General features: G+C 44.4%; 15 protein-coding genes. All 15 read left to right on the forward strand.

Annotation, left to right across the window (positions count from 1 at the left end; genetic code table 11):
• Window position 1 precedes the first annotated feature (1 nt).
• Complete coding sequence (gene bgtE, locus LNM86_RS06045; RefSeq protein WP_241438492.1) at window positions 2-1,459, forward strand: gene transfer agent protein BgtE; 1,458 nt, start codon at window positions 2-4, stop codon at window positions 1,457-1,459.
• On the forward strand, window positions 1,459-1,896 hold the full coding sequence (locus LNM86_RS06050) for a hypothetical protein (protein WP_241438493.1): 438 nt from the start codon (window positions 1,459-1,461) through the stop codon (window positions 1,894-1,896). The genes bgtE and LNM86_RS06050 overlap by 1 nt, the downstream gene beginning before the upstream one ends.
• Window positions 1,886-2,809 (forward strand): BaGTA-type gene transfer agent maturation protease BgtD, encoded by a 924-nt coding sequence (gene bgtD / locus LNM86_RS06055; protein WP_241438494.1) that lies wholly within the window; start codon window positions 1,886-1,888, stop codon window positions 2,807-2,809. Before LNM86_RS06050 ends, bgtD begins: the two co-directional genes overlap by 11 nt.
• 192 nt (window positions 2,810-3,001) lie before the next feature.
• Window positions 3,002-4,270: a hypothetical protein gene (locus LNM86_RS06060; RefSeq protein ID WP_241438495.1), complete on the forward strand. Its 1,269-nt coding sequence runs from the start codon at window positions 3,002-3,004 to the stop codon at window positions 4,268-4,270.
• Between the two features lie 11 nt (window positions 4,271-4,281).
• Window positions 4,282-6,363 carry a glycine zipper family protein gene (locus LNM86_RS06065; protein ID WP_241438496.1) on the forward strand — a complete coding sequence of 694 codons (2,082 nt, stop codon included), beginning with the start codon at window positions 4,282-4,284 and terminating at the stop codon, window positions 6,361-6,363.
• Window positions 6,360-7,025, forward strand: coding sequence for a transglycosylase SLT domain-containing protein (locus LNM86_RS06070; RefSeq protein WP_241438815.1), 666 nt, complete (start codon window positions 6,360-6,362; stop codon window positions 7,023-7,025). The genes LNM86_RS06065 and LNM86_RS06070 overlap by 4 nt, the downstream gene beginning before the upstream one ends.
• 11 nt (window positions 7,026-7,036) lie before the next feature.
• On the forward strand, window positions 7,037-8,044 hold the full coding sequence (bgtC, locus tag LNM86_RS06075) for a gene transfer agent tail collar protein BgtC (protein WP_241438498.1): 1,008 nt from the start codon (window positions 7,037-7,039) through the stop codon (window positions 8,042-8,044).
• A 7-nt stretch (window positions 8,045-8,051) separates the two neighbouring features.
• Entirely contained in the window at window positions 8,052-9,062 is a 1,011-nt protein-coding gene (gene bgtC / locus LNM86_RS06080) for a gene transfer agent tail collar protein BgtC (protein ID WP_241438499.1), read from the forward strand.
• Between the two features lie 7 nt (window positions 9,063-9,069).
• Window positions 9,070-10,191 carry a gene transfer agent tail collar protein BgtC gene (bgtC, locus tag LNM86_RS06085; protein WP_241438500.1) on the forward strand — a complete coding sequence of 374 codons (1,122 nt, stop codon included), beginning with the start codon at window positions 9,070-9,072 and terminating at the stop codon, window positions 10,189-10,191.
• 7 nt (window positions 10,192-10,198) lie between these two features.
• A complete protein-coding gene (locus LNM86_RS06090) occupies window positions 10,199-10,420 on the forward strand; it encodes a hypothetical protein (protein WP_241438816.1) in 222 nt (73 codons plus the stop codon).
• A 16-nt stretch (window positions 10,421-10,436) separates the two neighbouring features.
• Window positions 10,437-15,869 carry an alanine-zipper protein gene (locus LNM86_RS06095; RefSeq protein ID WP_241438818.1) on the forward strand — a complete coding sequence of 1,811 codons (5,433 nt, stop codon included), beginning with the start codon at window positions 10,437-10,439 and terminating at the stop codon, window positions 15,867-15,869.
• 14 nt (window positions 15,870-15,883) lie between these two features.
• A complete protein-coding gene (locus LNM86_RS06100) occupies window positions 15,884-16,213 on the forward strand; it encodes a hypothetical protein (RefSeq protein WP_241438820.1) in 330 nt (109 codons plus the stop codon).
• 66 nt (window positions 16,214-16,279) lie between these two features.
• Window positions 16,280-16,942: a gene transfer agent endolysin BgtA gene (gene bgtA / locus LNM86_RS06105; protein WP_241438821.1), complete on the forward strand. Its 663-nt coding sequence runs from the start codon at window positions 16,280-16,282 to the stop codon at window positions 16,940-16,942.
• On the forward strand, window positions 16,939-17,172 hold the full coding sequence (locus LNM86_RS06110) for a hypothetical protein (protein ID WP_241438605.1): 234 nt from the start codon (window positions 16,939-16,941) through the stop codon (window positions 17,170-17,172). Before bgtA ends, LNM86_RS06110 begins: the two co-directional genes overlap by 4 nt.
• Before the next feature lie 110 nt (window positions 17,173-17,282).
• Window positions 17,283-17,513 carry a hypothetical protein gene (locus tag LNM86_RS06120; protein ID WP_241438518.1) on the forward strand — a complete coding sequence of 77 codons (231 nt, stop codon included), beginning with the start codon at window positions 17,283-17,285 and terminating at the stop codon, window positions 17,511-17,513.
• Window positions 17,514-17,788: the final 275 nt, after the last annotated feature.

Genomic DNA, 17,788 nt, shown 5'->3' on the forward strand with positions numbered 1-17,788 from the left:
CATGGTTTATTTCCCCATTGCCGATTACAGACCGGATGTTTCGGTTGTTAACAGCAGTTTTACCGATATGCTTGTGAATGTTTTACCGGCGGACGGTTCTTACATTCCCATGCCCAGTGCAACGGTTATTTCTGCTCCTTTGGAGGAAAAGCCGTTAGGTTCGATAGCCTTTAGATCAGGTGATGGGGTTAAGATAATCGTAGGAGGAGCCAAAAAGCTCTATGCTTATGATAGTCAAACGCGCGGTTGGAAAGATATCAGTCAAACTGGTGTAACCTATCAAGCGCATGAAGAGAACAAATGGTCCTTTGCTCTTTTTAAAGATATGATTATTGCGGTCAACAAAAATGATAAACCACAGGTTTTCAAAGCCAAGAGTTCACAACGGTTTGAAGATTTAGGAGGCAATCCCCCCAAAGCTGGTTTGGTCAAGGTTTGGGGACCCTTCGTTTGTTTAATGCAATTGACCGATAATCCAAATCGTGTCCATTGGTCAGGAGAAGGTGACGAAACTATTTGGGAGACCCAATATAACGTTAGTGGTTATATGGATTTTCTAGATGGAGAATATGTTCAAGGGGCAACAGAATCGACCAGTCCCTTGGTTTTCTTGCGTTCTGCTGTTTATGCAGGGGCTCTTACTTTAGGTTCTAAGAGTCCTTTTACTTTTCAGAAGATACAAGACAAGCGTGGAGCGAGAAGTACACAAGCTATTGCTTGTTGTGGTGATAATGCTTTTTTTGCTGGTGATGGTGGCTTTTATCAAGTGAGTGCCGATGGACAGCTTTTACCGATAGGCTTTGAAAAGGTTGACCGAACGGTGTTTACAACTTTTGATAAGCTTGCTCTTGATGATATGCAAGGAGTAGTCGACCCTATTTATAATCGTGTTTATTGGTCTTTAAAACGTGGAAATAACCAACAAACCACCTTTGTTTATGATTGGGGTTTGCAGAAATGGTCAACAATTCAAGGAGAGCCTGTAACTTTGTTTCCTGTTTTTACAACAGGCTACACTTTGGAGCAGCTTGATGAGGTTTCGACAAGTCTTGAAAGCTTACCAGCTTCTCTTGATAGTTCCATTTGGCAAAGTGGTGCACCGGTTCTTGGTGGTTTTGATGCGCAAAACAGGCTTGTCGTGTTTACAGGGTCTCCAATGGAGGCGGTTGTTGTATCGCAAGAGATGGGTGCGCCTGATGGTAGCTTTAGCTTTTTCACGAAGATGTTTGCCGAGGTTGATACGTTAGAGGGACTTTTAAGTGTAGGGGAACGTAGCGTTCGCAACCCTCACACGCCGATTACATGGCATAAGGAAAGAATATGTTCTTTTGTTACTGGTGCCTATCATGGGCGTTCACGCAATCGCTATCACCGCTTTAAGTTACGTATTCCAGAGGGTGTACGTTGGAAGCATATCACGGGTTTTAACGTGGATTTACGACCTTTAGGCAGACGCTAATGGCAAAAGTGTTTCTTACCTCTTGTTGGGATCAGGAGCGGATAGCCCCTTATCTTGAGGAGATTATTGCAGCCTTTGGTCAATATGTAGAGCGTTTTAAGGACGAGATTACTTTGCAACAGCTTATCGAAGAGATTTGCAGCGGCAAGAAACAATTATGGTTGGTGCTTGATGATGACGACCAGTTTTTATTAGCAGGGACGACGCAAATACAGCACACGGTTTTGGGCAAGAAGCGCGCTCTGATTTGTGATTGTTGCGGTCGTGGCGCATTAGAGCTTGTTGATCACCTAGGCGTTATAGAAGATTGGGCGCGTGAGAATGGTGCTTTTGAAATGGAAATTTTGGGTCGTTTAGGTTGGAAACCGGCACTTACCAAGAAAGGCTATGGAATAGATATGATATATTTTAGGAAGGACTTGAAAGATGGGGAGTAAACGACCGGAAGAAACGAAAACAAATCAGGTACAAACCACAGCGCCTCCTTCATGGATGGAGAATGTTTTTAAACGGGGAGGTGCGGATGCATATAATCTTTATAACTTAGGTGCTGGTGGTAATACTTATATGGGACCACGCGTTGCGCCTTTGAGTGCTCAAACCAACCAAGCAATTGGCGGTCTTGGGAGTATGCCTCATCATTATCAAAATCGCTCTTTGATGAATACAATCTACAATCCAACGTCGGCAGCAAGCAACCTTGGATTTGTTGCATCTGGTGGTCTGATGGGGCAAGACCCGTATTTTGGTGAGGTTCTTAAAGAGGGTTTAAGTGAGATAAGGAATAGTATTAATAGACAGTTTTTAGGTAGTGGTCTCTATGGTTCTAGTGCGCATAAGAATGAATTAAATAAAGGGCTCAATGATGCGCTTGCCCGTATTGTGTATGATCGGCGTGATAGAGACTTACAGCATATGATGCAAGCCAATGCGATGATTGATCAAGCCAATCAAAATCAGTTGGGAGCATCAAGTAATTTCTTACAGGGTTACGGCAATGCGTATAGCAATGCGTTACAAGGCGGAGGGGTGCTTGATGATTACAATCAACGCCTTGTTGATGCCAATCGAGAACGCTGGATGGAGCAAGACAATAGAGGTTGGAGTAGGTTGAACATGTTGATGAATGCAGGGCATGGCTTTGCAAGAAACTATGGCACAACGACGAATAATAGCACAGTTTCTAAGTTTGAAGGTAACAATCCTTGGAAAAATGCAGGGACTGTTGGTTCTCTTGCACTTCAGGCAGCGCCGATGGTTTTTGGTTATATGGCTGGTGGTCCAGCAGGAGCAGCAGCAGCTGGATCGGCATCATTTGCATTTCAAAATGCAATGAAGAACAAAGGATAATAATTCAAGGAGAGTGTGATGTATGGACCACTAATATCAGGGGCAGCAGCGGCGGGGAGAATCGCTTTGCCACACATAAATAATTTATTTATGAGATATATTTTCCCTCCAATAACTAGAGGAACGCTGAAAGGAGCGAAAAGATTGGGACAATTAATAGATCGTGCTCCAAGATTAATAAAAAAGTATCCCATGTGGTCTACGGCTAGTGGATTAGGGGCTGGATTGTATCAATATGGTCAAGTTGATCCAGAGATGAAACCAGAAGCTAAGATGGTCATTCCATCTTGGCAGGAGAGAGAAATTTATGCAAAAAATTTAATGCCGATACCGGGAGACGGTAGAGCCTATATTGATCCTTACACAGGAATACCACATGGAAATCATCCTCCTTTACCGAATGCGTTAATGCTTGATCAACAAATGCTCACGCCTAAGGTTGATGATGCAAGCCAAAACGGATTATCAGAAATTACATCTCCAACACCGCCTCCAGAACCGACAGATTTAGATAAATTTTTACAGTCCGATACTTATAAGTTTTTTCAGTCAGATCCTTATCAGAAGCTTCAAGATCTTTTTGCTGGTATGGCAGCGGCACCATCAGGTGGTTCGGGATGGGATGCGCTTGCAAGTGGGGTTGAGCGTCTTAATCAAGGCGATAAGGAAAGAAAGAAGGTTAACCAAACCGTTGAGTACCTGAAATCACAGGGTATGAGTGAAGAAGAAGCAAGGTTTATAGCTGGAAATAAGGCTGCTCTTAATGCGGTTTTTGCACAAAAGCTTAGTGGTGGGAGCGATAATCCTCAATTCACCAGTGACGGTAGGATGCTTGTGAAAGACCCAAATGCTCTAGGTGGATATAGATATCTCATAACTGAGGGTAGTAAAGCCTATGACGAAATGAAAAATCGTGAACAGATGAAGAAATTACAAATAGTAGATGCCCAAATTACGAGAAAGAGTACGTCACGAACGATAAAGGAAGCACTCAATATACTTAAGAAAAAGCCTCAATACGCAACAGGTCCAATTGGTCAATTATTTCAAGATTTATGGAATACACCCGCAGCAAGTTTGAAAGGGCATCTTGAATCTATCAAAGCTGGAACACTGCTTAAGAGGTTAGAGAGGATTAAATCTCTTTCACCTAATGGTTCTTCAGGACTTGGTCCTTTAAGTGATAAGGAAGGCGTGAAATTAGAAAATGCTTATGCTGCTTTGCAACAGGGTTTACCTGCTAAAGAGTTGATAAGGAATTTGCAATACTTGGAAGAGGTTTACAACAAACTAACAGATGCGCAATTATCTCTTTTGCTGCGTGATGATATCACGCCTGAAGACGTGGCTGCTGCTTTTGGAAGTAATTTGCCTGTTGTGACCAGCAAAGAGCAAGAAGACGCCTTGCCTCGTGGTACACGTTTTATTGGTGAAGATGGTAAGCAAAGAAGAAAGAATTAAGGGGAGTTGAAATGGCATATATTCCTTACTCTCCTATTGTTGATGATGCATCAGACGATAGGAGTATATCTTCATTGAAAAAGCGACGTGGTAATCAAGATAAAAAAACAACCGGTTATATTCCTTATTCTCCCATTGTTGATGATATGTCAGATGATGATGGTATATCTTCAGTGAATTCACAACTTACAACAGATGATATTTCCTTTGATGAGAAAGATCTTAGTGTTTGGGATGCATTGAGAACACATGGGATAAATGGTTTCTGGGCAGGTCATAGTGATGAGATACAGGCGGCGCTTGAAGCGGGTGTTACGGACTATTGGAGCGGTGATAAAAAAGCAGAAGAAGTCTATAACAGAAGAGTCGCAAAGGAGCGCGCTTACCAGAAGGCATTGGAAGAGAAACATCCATGGTGGTCCTCAGGTGCTTATTTTCTTGGATCACTTGCTCCAGTAGCATTATCCTTTGTTCCTGGATTCCAGTGGTTGGGTGCAGGTGGGCTGTTAAGAGGAGGTTCAACCTTAGGCAATTGGGGTAGGGCGGCTCTTGTAGGAGCAGGTTCAGGGGCTTTACATGGTGCTGGAGCAGGGGAAGGTTTAGAGGATAAGCTTCTATCGGCAGGGGTTGGAGGTGCTATTGGTTCTGTTGCTGGTCCTGTTGGTTCTGTTGCTGGTACATTTGTTTCTTCGGGCGTTGATAAAATAAGACATGCATGGCAATCGGCTCCTTTTATAAGAGGTGGTTTGAACCCTGCTTATAAGGATGTTCCAAACAAAGCGGTCAGAGAAGTTGCAAGGACGTTGTACGATGATGGTGTTGAGAATGTTGCAGAGCGTCTTGCTTCTGCGCCGCGCGGTGCATTTTTGACAGATATCAGTCCAAATCTAGAAGTATCTCTTGCCAATACGGGGCAAATAAACAGACACGTTTCTGATATTGTGAACCGCGCCCATGGGAGACGGATGCAGGGGGCTGTTGACCGTCTTCGTCAATCGGCAGATGAAAACATTACACCTTTACAAGATGTAGATATTTTCAAAAGTATGCTTAAAGAGCAAGGAGAAAAAACCTATAAACATCTTTATGATAAAGCGCTGGCGGTTCCTGTAGGCGAAAAGTATTATCCAGCTCTTGATAAGCTTTTTGAAAATGAAGGGTTTCAAGAAGCTGTCGAGCGAGCAGTTAAAATTTTAAAAAAAGACCGTCGTAAGGCAAAACCTGAGGCATTTTATTCAAGAGATTTTAAACATATCAACTATAAGCCTACGATGGAGTTATTAGATCAAACCAAGCAGTCTCTTGATTACTTTGTAAGGAAGCATGAGAATCTTGGTGATAACCAAATGGTCTCTATATACCAATCTCTTAAGAAAGATTTGGTAGACATAACGGACAGAATTTCCCCTACTTATAAAGCCGCCCGTGATAGCGTAGCAAAATATGCAGGTTTTGAGGAAGCCATAAGTAAAGGTAAAAATATTACTAAGAGAGATGTTTCAGGAGTGGGGATAGCAGAAGGACTCCAGAAAGGAGCGATGCCTAATGGTGTTAATAGTTATCGCGTCGGGATGAGAGATTATGTCGATGATATATTAAAAGGTCCCAATGCGGTTCGAAACCTTTCTAATATTTTACAAACGGGTCGTATGACTGATAATCTTAGCCGTTCTTTAAGCAGTAAAGAACTTGATGCTTTTAGACGGGCTGTAGATGAGGAAAGATTTTATCAAGATGCTGCTAAAAGAGGTGTGAAGCCGTTTTTAGGGACGCCTGAACCCTCTCCTTTTACAGGTGTTAATTTACCCTATAGTAAAGGGAGTACTGCTCGTGCAGGAGCTAAAATGACTCAAAATCTTTTATCGGATACGATTAGGAAATTGCCTCAAAAAGAAAGGCAACTGCTTGAACGTGATATAGCGAAGTTAGCGACTTTTGGTGTTAAAGGAATGAGTCAACAGGAAGTTGTTGAAATACTCCAACGGTTTATCAATTTGCATAAAAAGGGAATTAAGAGTGAATATATTTCGCATGTGTTGTCTTCGGCGTTGACGCGACAAGCAGGTGTCTTTGCAAGGAGTAAGCTTCTATGACCCGTTCTAATTCTCCTATTGATGAAGCAATACGTCAGGCGGCAGCGCGTTATGGTTTGCCTGAGAGTTATTTGTATCGTGTAGCCCAGATTGAAAGTGGTGGGAATCCCAATGCAAGGAATCCGCGGTCCTCTGCTGGTGGTCTGTATCAGTTTATAGACAGCACAGCCAAGCAATATGGCTTGCAAGATAGATTTGACCCTATACAAGCAGCAGATGCGATGGGTATACTCACACGGGATAATCGCAATCATTTAAGCCGTGTTTTGGGGAGAGCGCCTAGTGAGGCAGAATTATATTTAGCACATCAACAAGGTGCAGGGGGAGCCGCGCGTCTTTTGCAAAATCCCCATGCCCAAGCGGCACAAATTGTTGGCAGCAATGCCGTTGGTTTGAATGGCGGAAACAGGGATATGCGTGCTGGTGATTTTGTCAATCACGTTTTGCAGATGTATGGTGGACAGCAGCCTTCTCGTCACCCTGCTGTTTATAGAGGCTCTGTTGCACAGGGGGGATTTGGCAATCGCGAGAATTTGCTTCAGGTTTTAAAGGCTCTGTTAGCCTCACAGGAAGAGGCTTCAGAAGATGAGAATGATGAAGAGGAAGCCCCTCTGATGTCAGACTTTATGAGAGCGTTTTACGGACCCTTTTATAGGGTATAGGATTTACCAACATGTCGACGATTTATGATTGGTCGCTTAGAGCGTCTGATAACACACGCGCTGATGATCTGATTGATTGGTCAGAGGGGCAATCCCCCCATACGGTCAATAACAGTGCGCGTGTAATGATGCAGCGGGTAAGGGAGTATCTTACAGACACAGGAAGTGCTGTTGTCGGGGTTGTTACGGTTCATGAAGAGCAACAACGCACAGAGATTAAGATTGAAAGCACGTCGCAGTTTACAGAGTATAAGGCGGGTCTTTTTATCCAGTTTCAAGCGACGGGCAAGAATGTAGGGGTCACGACGGTTTCCTTGAATGGGTTAGAAGGGAAGCCTGTTTATAAGGCAACAGAAAGAGGAGCACAGCTTTTATCAGGAGGGGAGATTCAGAACAGTTGTGTGTATAGTTTGCTTTATAGCAAGGATGGTTGGCATCTCTTAAATCCTACACCGGTGCCTTTATCTCAAGATTTTGACAGCAGTCTTTATCCTTCAGGTTTTATAGGCAGTTTTGCGATGCGCAATGTTCCTGAGGGTTGGTTGTTATGCGATGGGAAAGCCTATTCACGAACTGTTTATCGACCATTGTTTGAGGCGATAGGAACGGTTTGGGGAGCAGGGGATGAGGTGACAACATTTAATGTACCGGATTTTCGGGGGATGTTTTTGCGTGGTTTGGATGGGGGGCGCAATGTTGACCCTAATCGTCGCTTTGCAAGTATTCAGACAGATCTCATGCAGTCACATCAACATGAGGGTCAAACACTTTCTCTTTCTCATTTTGTAAGCAACGAAAACTATTGGGATGGCAATACCACAGATATATTGGGTCATAGGTTACGTTTGTTTGAGGGCGGTGTCATATCGCTTTTTACCGGCATAGAGAGTGAGAATATTCACGGATACATTGTCGAGCCTTATACACTTGATGATAGGAGTGATATTGTTTTGGAACGTTCAGGAGCGGGTGAAACCCGTCCGATCAATGTGTCGATTGTCTTTGCGATAAAAACATGAGGTTGAGATGTCAACGATTTATGATTGGTCTTTAACGGCATCAGAAAATGCCTACAGTGATGATGCAATCAATTGGTTTGAAGGACAATTACCAAGCACGGTGAATAACAGTGCGCGTGTGATGATGCAGCGGGTAAAGGAGTATCTTACAGATACATGTGGTGTCCTTGAAAGTGTTTTTACGAATGATGCAGCGCAGCAAAGAACAGCCATTAGGCTTGAGAGCAAGTCACAGCTTAAAGAATATAATAATGATCTGGTTTTGCGCTTTAAAGCGCGGGGCAAGAATATTGGCGAGACGACCCTTGCGCTTAATGGATTAGAGGGACAAGCTGTTTATAAAACAACAGAAAGAGGAGCAGAGTTTTTATCAGGGGGCGAGTTCCAACAGGGGTGTATTTATAGCGTTGTTTATAATCATGGGCTTTGGCAAGTTTTGAATCCTACCCCCATTCCTTCTCCTGTTCCAGTTATTTCACCTTATCCTTCAGGCACGATAGGGGCTTTTGCCATGCAGTTTTTGCCTTCAGATTGGTTATTGTGTGATGGAAAGGCGTATTCGCGCAGTGATTATAGTGCTCTGTATGAAGCGATAGGGATCAGATGGGGAGGGTGGGAGAGTCATACGAAGTTTAATGTTCCCGATCTGCGCGGGGTGTTTTTACGAGGTGTAGATGATGACCGTCAGATTGACCCATGGCGTAGTTTTGCAACCTTACAAAATGATAGCATAAAGGTGCATGACCATGGTGGTGAGAGCTTTTCCATTTTGAATAGTGAAGGGGAGAAAGAAAGTTGGCATGGGGATATCACTATTTTATGGGGTTATGAACTGAATGATCAACAAAGATTGAAACTTGCAGAACGTTTGGGGGTAAAAGTAGAAGATATCCGTGTTCACCATAAGTTTGCTTTCCCGCATTCCCATCTTCATATGCAAGATGTTGTTTTGGAGCGTTCAGGAGAGCATGAGACCCGCCCAAAGAATGTATCGGTTGTTTTTGCGATAAAAACGTGAGGTTGAGATGTCAACGATTTATGACTGGTCCTTAACAGCATCAGAAAATGGTGGTGCTGATAGTCTCATCAATTGGTCAGAGGGGCAATCCCCCAATACGGTCAACAATAGTGCGCGTATGATGATGCAGAGGGTAAAGGAGTATTTATCGGATACGGGGGGCGCTTTTATAAGCACGTTTAAGATTGATGATAAACAGAAAAAGGTAGAGATTTATCTGAACAGTCACACAGTTTTTTCCAAGTATCAGACAGGGATATTTTTGCGTTTTCAATCTCCATGCACGACTATTGGAGTGACAACGGTTTCCTTGAATGGGTTAGCAAGCCAACCTGTTTACAAAGCGACAGCAACGGGTCTTGTCCAGCTTACCGGAGGCGAACTTCAACAGGGTTGTCTTTATAGTTTGGTGTATGATGAAGAAATAACGGGTTGGCAACTTCTCAATCCAACGATACAAAAATCGACTTCTTTAAAGCGTTTGCCTTGTGGTCTTATCGGTCCGTTTGCCATGGAAAACTTGCCTTCTGGTTGGCTTCTTTGCGATGGGCGTGCTTATTCGCGTGAGGATTATAGAGATCTGTTTTTGACGATAGGTACGAGCTGGGGAGCAGGGGATGGTGTACGCACCTTTAATGTTCCCGATTTACGTGGGGTGTTTTTGCGTGGTTTGGATGGGGGGCGCAATGTCGACCCATGGCGTAGTTTTGCCAGTTTCCAAGGCTGTTCTTTGAAATCGCATGATCATTTTATTGGTCCCTCAGTTTCAGAGCGTTTTTCCTCGCGCAAGAAACGAGATCTGTCTGTTGAGGCTTCTTTGCCAAGGAGGAAGAGGGCGGTTGATGAGGAGTGTGTTGGTTTAAGCGATGATGGCTATGAGAAATGCCAAGAAGCCTTTGAGGAATTGACTGAACACACTAAGCCTTTTTGGTTTACCGAAGCGGATAAACCTGCACGTTTGCCTTGGTTTATCAGGAGCCCTTTTGCAAACTTTCTTTATTACTCCACGCCTATCACGCAGGGTTTAGAGAGTAGTGGGCATCATGAACACCATCTTTTAGCGGAAAGGGTTGGCGGGGAAGAAACACGCCCGATTAATGTATCGGTTGTGTTTGGCATTAAGACATGAGGTTACAATGTTATCAAAACCATTTGCGATTTCAGGCATAAGCGACCCGTCTCAAGTACGGGTCGTTTTGTATTCAGGACAGCATTTTGTCCACGCGCCGCTTAATGGGCTTTTGGATTTGTTGAGGGCGTCTTTGCGTTCAGAATTTGAGGGTTCAATCCAATCTCTAGAAGAGCGGATAAAAGTTTTAAGCAGCGAGCTAGAAGAGCTGAAAGAGTGTTCATTTTAATTGATGGAGCAAGACCATGGGGATACCTTACCACACGCATGAGTATCAAATACCGGTAGCAACGAAAGAAGAGATTAGAGAGGGGAAATCTATCAACACGATTGTTGTACCGAAATTATTAGGAACAGCGTCCCTTTATGCCTATGAAGCTTTTGCGACCGCGGAGCAGATCGTCCAAGTTCGGCAAGAATCGGAGCAAGCCACGGCGCACGCCAATGGTGCTTATCAAAAGGCGGAAGAAGCGAAGGGATTAGCGGACAGAGCGCTTACAGAGAGTACGAAAACCGGTGAAACAGTGACGACAGCACTCACAGCAGCGAATGTTGCGAAAGAAGGAGTGACGGCAGCGACAACTGCGGCAACGGAAGCGAAAGCAACGGCAGATCAAGCCTTGGTAGCAAGTCGTGATGCGAAAAGCCATTCAGAGACAGCGGTTAATAATGCACGCAGTGCGCATGAAGCGGCATCAAAAGCACAAACAGAGGCAGCAGAAGCGAAGAGTCTATCCGCAGAAGCCAAACAGTTATCAGGTGAAGCAAAGAGCCAATCGGAGAATGCACAGAACTTATCCCAACAAGCCAAGAGTGCTAGTGATGAAGCCAAGCAAGAAGTAGAAACAGTTAAGACAGAAGTTTCAGGAGCTGTTTCTATTGCAAAAGAAGCCAAACAAGCGTCTGAAGGAGCAGAGAGAGCAGCGAATGAAGCCAAGGGCGTAGCAGATGATGCAAAGCTTTTATCGGAAAGGTCTCAGAGTAAATCAGAATTAGCAGAGAGCCTTGCGAATGAAAGCAAGCAGACGGCAACAGATGCGAAGAATGCGAGCACGACAGCAACGACTATTGCGAATGAAGCCAAGCAGATAGCAACAGATGCGAAGCGTCTTGCGGATGATGCAAAAACAACGGCAGAAGGAGCCAAGACAGTCGCCTCAGGAGCGGTTACGAATGCCGTGGAAGCCAAACAAGCAAGTGAAGGTGCCGTGAGGGTAGCGAATGAAGCGAAAGGTATAGCAGAAACAGCAGTAACAGTATCCAATGAGGCAAAAACGGTAGCCAATGAAGCAAAATCGATAGCAGATGAAGCAAAACAGTTATCAGAAGCATCTAAGAGTAAGGCAGAAACGGCAGAAACGCTTGCTCATGAGACGAAGCAGACGGTAACAGAAGTTAGAGAAGAGGTTTCTCGTGTTGTCACGACGGCTACAGATGCTAAGGCTGTTGGTACGGCAGCAACGACAGCGGCGGAAGAAGCAAAGCAGGTGGCAAATGATGCGAAGAGTCTTGCGGAAGAGGCAAAAGGATTAGCAGACAAAGCAACGACAGCATCTACGGAAAGTTCTCAACAGGTTACGCAAATAGCAAGGACAGTAGAGGAAGCCCTTACAGATGCAAGAGAGTGCAAAGCAACGGCTTCGACCTCGCTATCAGAATCGAGACAAGCTAAGGAGAGTGCAGAACGGGCGGAGCAATTGGCAAGAGCGGCAAAACAAGAAGTTTCTGCTGTTTCACAAGTAGCCGGACAAGCAGCACAGACAGCGACAGCAGCTAATCAGACGGCAGAAGAGGCAAAAGGATTAGCAGAACAGGTCAAAGCAACAACAACGTCTTTTTCGGAAGCATTAGAGCAAAAAGTTTCTTCAGTAACTTCGACGGCTATGGATGCAAGTCAAACAGCATCAACAGCTCTTAATACGGCGAATGATGCGAAGAGTGTTTCGCATGAGGCTAGAGATTTAGCCAATGGGGCGAAGGATACAGCGACAGCATCTCTCACGACGGCACAAGGTGCCAATGAGACAGCAACAACGGCATCCAATGTTGCCGGTGAAGCACAAGAAAGTGCATTGATGGCAGTGTCTGTAGCTAATGGTCTTAAGCAATCGGTTGAACATGTGAAGGCTACAGCGGAGGCAGCAAACAGGACAGCAGAAGGAGCACAACAGAAGGTTTTAACAGTAGAGACACTCGTTACAGAAGCAACGATGAAAGCTTTAGAAGCCAAACAATCAGTTGAAGAGGTGAAGAGCACAGCGGATTTAGCGAAGAATTTAGCAGAAGAAGCCAAGCGATTATCCTCAGGCGTTAAGGATAGTTCTACGCGCGTTGAGGAGGTTTCTACAGAAGTAAGGCAATCGGTTGCAACAGCGGTAAGCGCAGCGACAGAAGCGAAAGCAACAGCGGTTGAGGCGAAGGGTATAGCAGAGCAGGCAAAGGGTTCTTCAGAAACAGCGGTCACTACGGCACAAGAAGCGCAGGCAACGGCATCAACGGCACAAACCTTAGCAACTGAAGCGAAACAAGCAGCGGATTCATCTAAGACGATAGCCGATGTCTCCAAACAGACAGCCGATGATGCGAAGGTGATAGCAGAAACAGCACAGACGTTAGCACAAGAAGCCAAGAGTAAAGCAGACGAAGCACAACAGGTATCCAGTGATACGAAGTCATTAGCCGATGAGACCAAAGGGATTGCGGAAGCAAGCAAGAAAACGTCAGATCATCTCAAGGAAATTGTTGAAACTGTTAAGAGTGCATGCGAAACAGCGACAGCGAGCAGTACAGAAGCTCTCACAACAGCGAATGCAGCCAAACGCACAGCAGAGACAGCCTCTAGTGTAGCAGGTGAAGCAAAAGAAACAGCGTCGAGCGCGCTGTCTTTAGCCAATGGTCTTAAGCAATTGAGTGAACAGGTTAAGACGACAGCGGAAGCAGCCAAGAGGACGGCAGAAGGAGCAGAACATAAGGCATTAACAGTCGAAACGCTAGCCTCTGAAGCGAAGATGAAATCTGTTGAAGTCAAACAATCAGTCGAAGATGTGAAGAGCACGGTGGATTTGGCAAAGAATATAGCCGATGGAGCGAGGGAAACCGCCAATCGAGCAGAGCAGACGGCAAGAGAAGCCAAGCAATCTTGTGATACAGCGCTTAGTGCAGCGACGGATGCCAAGAATACGTCAACGGCAGCTTCAAGCTTGATTGATAATGTAAAGCAAACAGCGGATGAAGCTAAGCAAGCCGTTGAGAGTATAAAATCTGTAGCAGAAACAGCAACCTCTACCGCCAATGCAGCGAAGGGTGTAGCAGAAGAAGCCAAAAGCGCGGCAGAAACAGCAACAGTGAAAGCAGAACAGGCACAACAGGAAGCCTCAGAAGCAACGCGTTTAGCCAATGAAGCGAAAGCGGTAGCAGAGCAGGCGGCAAGCGCTGAAAGGCAAGTCGTCTCCTCCAATGAAGATGCCTTAAAGACTTTAGCGCAAGAAGCCAAGAGCACAGCCCAAGAAGCGAAGAAGGTTGCCGAAGGGGTACAGAAGAAGGCAGAATCGTTAGCAACGGTAGTGGATGAAAGCCAAAAAGCAGCGACAGAAGCGAAACAGACAGCGGGTTATGCGAAACATGACGCGGAGCAAGCGCGGAGTGATGCGGAAAAAGCAAAAAGCACCGCTTCTGAAGCTTTGAGTAAAGTCTATGATGTGCAGCAAGTCGCCGATGGTGCCAAGGTTAAAGCAAGTTTAGCAGAAATGGCAGGTGAAGAAGCGAAGAAGATAGCGAATAAAGCCGATAACCGAGCGTATGAAGCCAAGCAAGAAGTAGAAAAAGCCAAGGAAATAGCTGGTAATGCAAAATATATAGCAGAAGAGGCAAAGGAGGCGGCAGAAGCAGCCGGTAAAAAGGCAGCGTCTTTAGAAGAAGAAGCGGAAGAAGCTCAAAAAATAGCGAAAGAAGCTAAGGAGACAGCAGGTTTTGCAAGACATGATGCCGAGCAAGCTAGGAGTCAGGCGGAAAAGGCGGCAAGCAACTCTTTGGAAGCTTGGAATAAAGCGCATGATGCGCGGGAAGTCGCTGATGGCGCTAAGGTTACAGCAAGCTTGGCTAGAAGTGCCGGAGAAGAAGCCAAGAAAATAGCAGATAAAGCCGATGACCGAGCGTATGAGGCGAAGGATGAAGCAAGTAAAGCGAAAGATATAGCCAATAGTGCAAAATATCAAGCAGAAGAGGCACAGAAGGCAGCAGAAGCAGCTGGTAAAAAGGCAGCATCTTTACAAAATGAAGCGGAGGAAGCCCAAAAGATAGCGAAGGAAGCCAAGCAGACAGCGGGTTATGCAAAACATGATGCCGAGCAAGCGCGGTCTATAGCAGAAGCAGCCAAAAATGAAGCATCTGGAGCAACGAGTAGAGTAATAGATATTAATCAAGTTGTTGATAATTTGAAAGCGTCGGTAAGTTTAGCACGGACGTACTCAGAAGAAGGCAAGAAAAAAGCCGAGGCAGCAGATTCCCAAGCCTATCAAGCCAAGAGCGAAGCTGGTAAAGCCAAGGAAACAGCCGACAGAGCGAAAAGGACAGCAGAGGAAGCAAAAACTGTTGCAGAGCAAGCAAAAAAAACAGCAAATACGACGCAGCAAGAATTTGATGGTATTAAGAATTCCCTAGCAACGGTTTCTTCTGCCAATACAGTAGCCTCACAGGCAAAAGCGTTAGCGCAAGAGGCAAAGGATTTATTGAAACAGTCCAATTTAACGGTTCTTTCCATTTCCACACCGTTTCTTGTTGCGACGGGAAAAAGACAATTAACGTTAAAAAAAGGAACGCATATTTCTTTGGCACTCGCCAATGATGTTTTGGTTGCCAGTTATACGACAGATACAAGAATCTCCGTTCCTTCTCTTTCGGCGGGCAAGGATTATTATGTTTATTTTGTTTCGGATGGAGGACAGTCTCACAAATTTGTTTTGTCAGAAAACTCTACCTATCCAAGGGGTTACACGGTTAATAATTCGAGGAAAATAGGCGGGTTTCATACGCTTTGTGCGGATGTTGGTATTATTGATGGGCATCCGTTGTCTGGTTATCGGGCAGGGGATATTTTACCCAACTCCGTTTGGTGTCTTAATCACCGTCCGCATAGTTCTCCAGAAGGAATGGTTTATGACCCCTCACAAAATCTTTGGGTTGATATTTACCTTCAGTCAGGCACGGGGGAAACGACACGCTCTGCGTATGGTATCACGATCATGACAAGTCGTAGATATACAGATTTTTTAGAAGATCTGATGCGTGTTAAGAAGTCTTTGTTGAGTGATGAACAGTTTGCTTCATCTATGTATGGGAGCAATAATAAAACAAGCATTCAAGGGAGAAAAGCTCCTAGCCCAAAACATTCAGGAGGTCATGTTGATACAGCCGATAGGCGTATGATTTCGTATATTGGTTGTGAGGATGGTTGTGGTTATGTTTGGCAATTTTTATTAGCAACTTTCCCTATGCAGGTTCCTTCTACGATAGCTGGAAGGGTCACGTTTAGAACGGTTATGAATGTTTTGGTAGGGGGAGGCAGTTGGGGTGGTGGTGTTGGTAATGGAGTGTTTATTCGCTCTAGTAATTATTCACGGAGTTTTAAGGATGAAATCATAGGAGCTCGTGGCTGTAGTCGCCCACGGCATTTTGTCTAAAGGAGGCAAGAGAGATGAGAGAGTATCCAGAGCATTTAAATAGCAAAGAAGATTATTTGAACATGCTTGATTATGACCGTGATGAAACGGTGAGAAGGCTAAAGGTACTTTTACAAACGCGTTTTTATTGGGTTCGTGTCAAAGAACTTGGAGAAGGAGAAGAGGGACTTGAGGATGAGAGGCATAAGATTGAGACGGTAACAGAGATGCCGGTTGATTTAGAGGGAGCTGTTGTTGAGAAGCGCTATCTGTATGAATTGCAAGAGGATGAATATTCTTTTCTCAGTTCTGTTGGCTTTAGTGTTGAGGAGGTCGAGCAATTAATAAGAGACAACAGCCAATAAATCACTCACAGCCATCACGAGATTATCCCGCCTCACTTTTGTGGGGCTTTTTTTATGGAGTAGGCAATGAGAAAAATATCGCAAGAGGGTTTAGCGCTAATCAAGCAATGGGAAGGTCTCCGTTTGGATGCATATCTAGATAAGGCATGCGTTTGGACGATTGGTTATGGGCACACCAGTAAGGCAGGCGAACCGTTTGTTAAGAAGGGCATGTCGATTACGCAAGAGCAAGCAGAAGAAATCCTTTGTGAGGATTTAAAGCAATTTGAGAAGGCTGTTGCAAAAGCGGTGAAGGTTTCGTTAACGGATGAACAGTTCGCAGCGCTCGTGTCATTTTGCTATAATGTAGGAACGCGCGCTTTTTACAACTCGACTTTGTTAAAAAGGCTTAATCAGGGTGATTATGCGTCTGTTCCTTTTGAATTGCAAAAATGGAATAAGGCAGGAGGCAAAGTTCTAAAAGGTTTAGCCAATCGGCGCGCTGCCGAAGCGGGGTTATGGGCTCGAGGGTCTTATGTTTCTTCTAACTATCAAAGAGTTCAAGTGAAAGAGGCAACGGGTGCACTTAAAATAGAAGCCTTAGCACCAATTATAGGTTCTTGCTCTGGTCTTGGAGGCTTATTAGCAGGCAATGGTCCTATTCAATGGGCTTTAGCCGGTCTGATGGTTTTAGCGGCTTGTGTTGGTCTTGTGTTTGTTGCCAAGCGGTTTCGGGAGCAACGGCTATGATGTTTTATCTCAAGAAATATTACTTGATGTTTACAGCGGCTTTAGCCGTTTTTTTTATGGCTTTAGCGAAGGCGTTTTATTTAGGCAAGAAAAGCGAACAGCACAAGCAAACAGAGGACGCTTTAAAGCAAGTAAAAACACGTCTTGAGGTTGAAAATGAAGTTAATCAGAAGAGTGATGGTGATGTGCGCCGTGATCTTTCTCGTTGGGTGCGCAGCAAAGAGGATTGAGAGTTGTGGTGGTTGGTTGCCGATTTATTTGGACCAGCAGGATGTTGGTGTGATCAGTGCCAATTTAGCAAGAGATATTTTAAAGCATAACAAGCATGGGGCGCATTTATGTGGTTGGAAAGATGAACAGAAATCCCAAGAGCGACGAGCAAGAGCTTACAGAGAGAGAACGAGAGCTCCTTCATGAGATGATCAACGCGTATCAGGGTGTGAAGATGATGTCTCGTTTTATGAAGTGGATGATGTTTTTTGTCTTTATGTTTATTCTTGACTTTGCCCGCCTTATGGATGCGCTCGATAATATCTTCTCACATCTTAAAAGATGGATAAGCAAAAGTTAGACACTCCGAAAAGAACTGTTGATTCGTAATTGCAATATATAGATGATAATGTTATCTGATAACGTTATAGATTCTATATATCAGGTGGTTTAAAAGGTGGTTTTGTTATTTAATATTTTTATTAAGTTATTGAAAAATATTATAAAAATGTTATAAAATGGTACCTCTCGACCGCACCATTTAAATTTTCTGTAGTAAATAAATCTGTAGTAAATAAAGTTGTATAAGCCTTTAAGAAAGAGGCTGTTTCGTATATAGTGGCGGGGAGGTGTATT

Origin of the sequence: Bartonella machadoae, assembly GCF_022559585.1 — a bacterium.
Classification (GTDB): domain Bacteria; phylum Pseudomonadota; class Alphaproteobacteria; order Rhizobiales; family Rhizobiaceae; genus Bartonella; species Bartonella machadoae.

What these genes read in the sequence shown, in the direction of transcription:
- bgtE (WP_241438492.1), top strand. Translation starts at nt 2, where the DNA reads ATGGTTTATTTCCCCATTGCCGATTACAGACCGGATGTTTCGGTTGTT.
- LNM86_RS06050 (WP_241438493.1), top strand. Translation starts at nt 1,459, where the DNA reads ATGGCAAAAGTGTTTCTTACCTCTTGTTGGGATCAGGAGCGGATAGCC.
- bgtD (WP_241438494.1), top strand. Translation starts at nt 1,886, where the DNA reads ATGGGGAGTAAACGACCGGAAGAAACGAAAACAAATCAGGTACAAACC.
- LNM86_RS06060 (WP_241438495.1), top strand. Translation starts at nt 3,002, where the DNA reads ATGTGGTCTACGGCTAGTGGATTAGGGGCTGGATTGTATCAATATGGT.
- LNM86_RS06065 (WP_241438496.1), top strand. Translation starts at nt 4,282, where the DNA reads ATGGCATATATTCCTTACTCTCCTATTGTTGATGATGCATCAGACGAT.
- LNM86_RS06070 (WP_241438815.1), top strand. Translation starts at nt 6,360, where the DNA reads ATGACCCGTTCTAATTCTCCTATTGATGAAGCAATACGTCAGGCGGCA.
- bgtC (WP_241438498.1), top strand. Translation starts at nt 7,037, where the DNA reads ATGTCGACGATTTATGATTGGTCGCTTAGAGCGTCTGATAACACACGC.
- bgtC (WP_241438499.1), top strand. Translation starts at nt 8,052, where the DNA reads ATGTCAACGATTTATGATTGGTCTTTAACGGCATCAGAAAATGCCTAC.
- bgtC (WP_241438500.1), top strand. Translation starts at nt 9,070, where the DNA reads ATGTCAACGATTTATGACTGGTCCTTAACAGCATCAGAAAATGGTGGT.
- LNM86_RS06090 (WP_241438816.1), top strand. Translation starts at nt 10,199, where the DNA reads ATGTTATCAAAACCATTTGCGATTTCAGGCATAAGCGACCCGTCTCAA.
- LNM86_RS06095 (WP_241438818.1), top strand. Translation starts at nt 10,437, where the DNA reads ATGGGGATACCTTACCACACGCATGAGTATCAAATACCGGTAGCAACG.
- LNM86_RS06100 (WP_241438820.1), top strand. Translation starts at nt 15,884, where the DNA reads ATGAGAGAGTATCCAGAGCATTTAAATAGCAAAGAAGATTATTTGAAC.
- bgtA (WP_241438821.1), top strand. Translation starts at nt 16,280, where the DNA reads ATGAGAAAAATATCGCAAGAGGGTTTAGCGCTAATCAAGCAATGGGAA.
- LNM86_RS06110 (WP_241438605.1), top strand. Translation starts at nt 16,939, where the DNA reads ATGATGTTTTATCTCAAGAAATATTACTTGATGTTTACAGCGGCTTTA.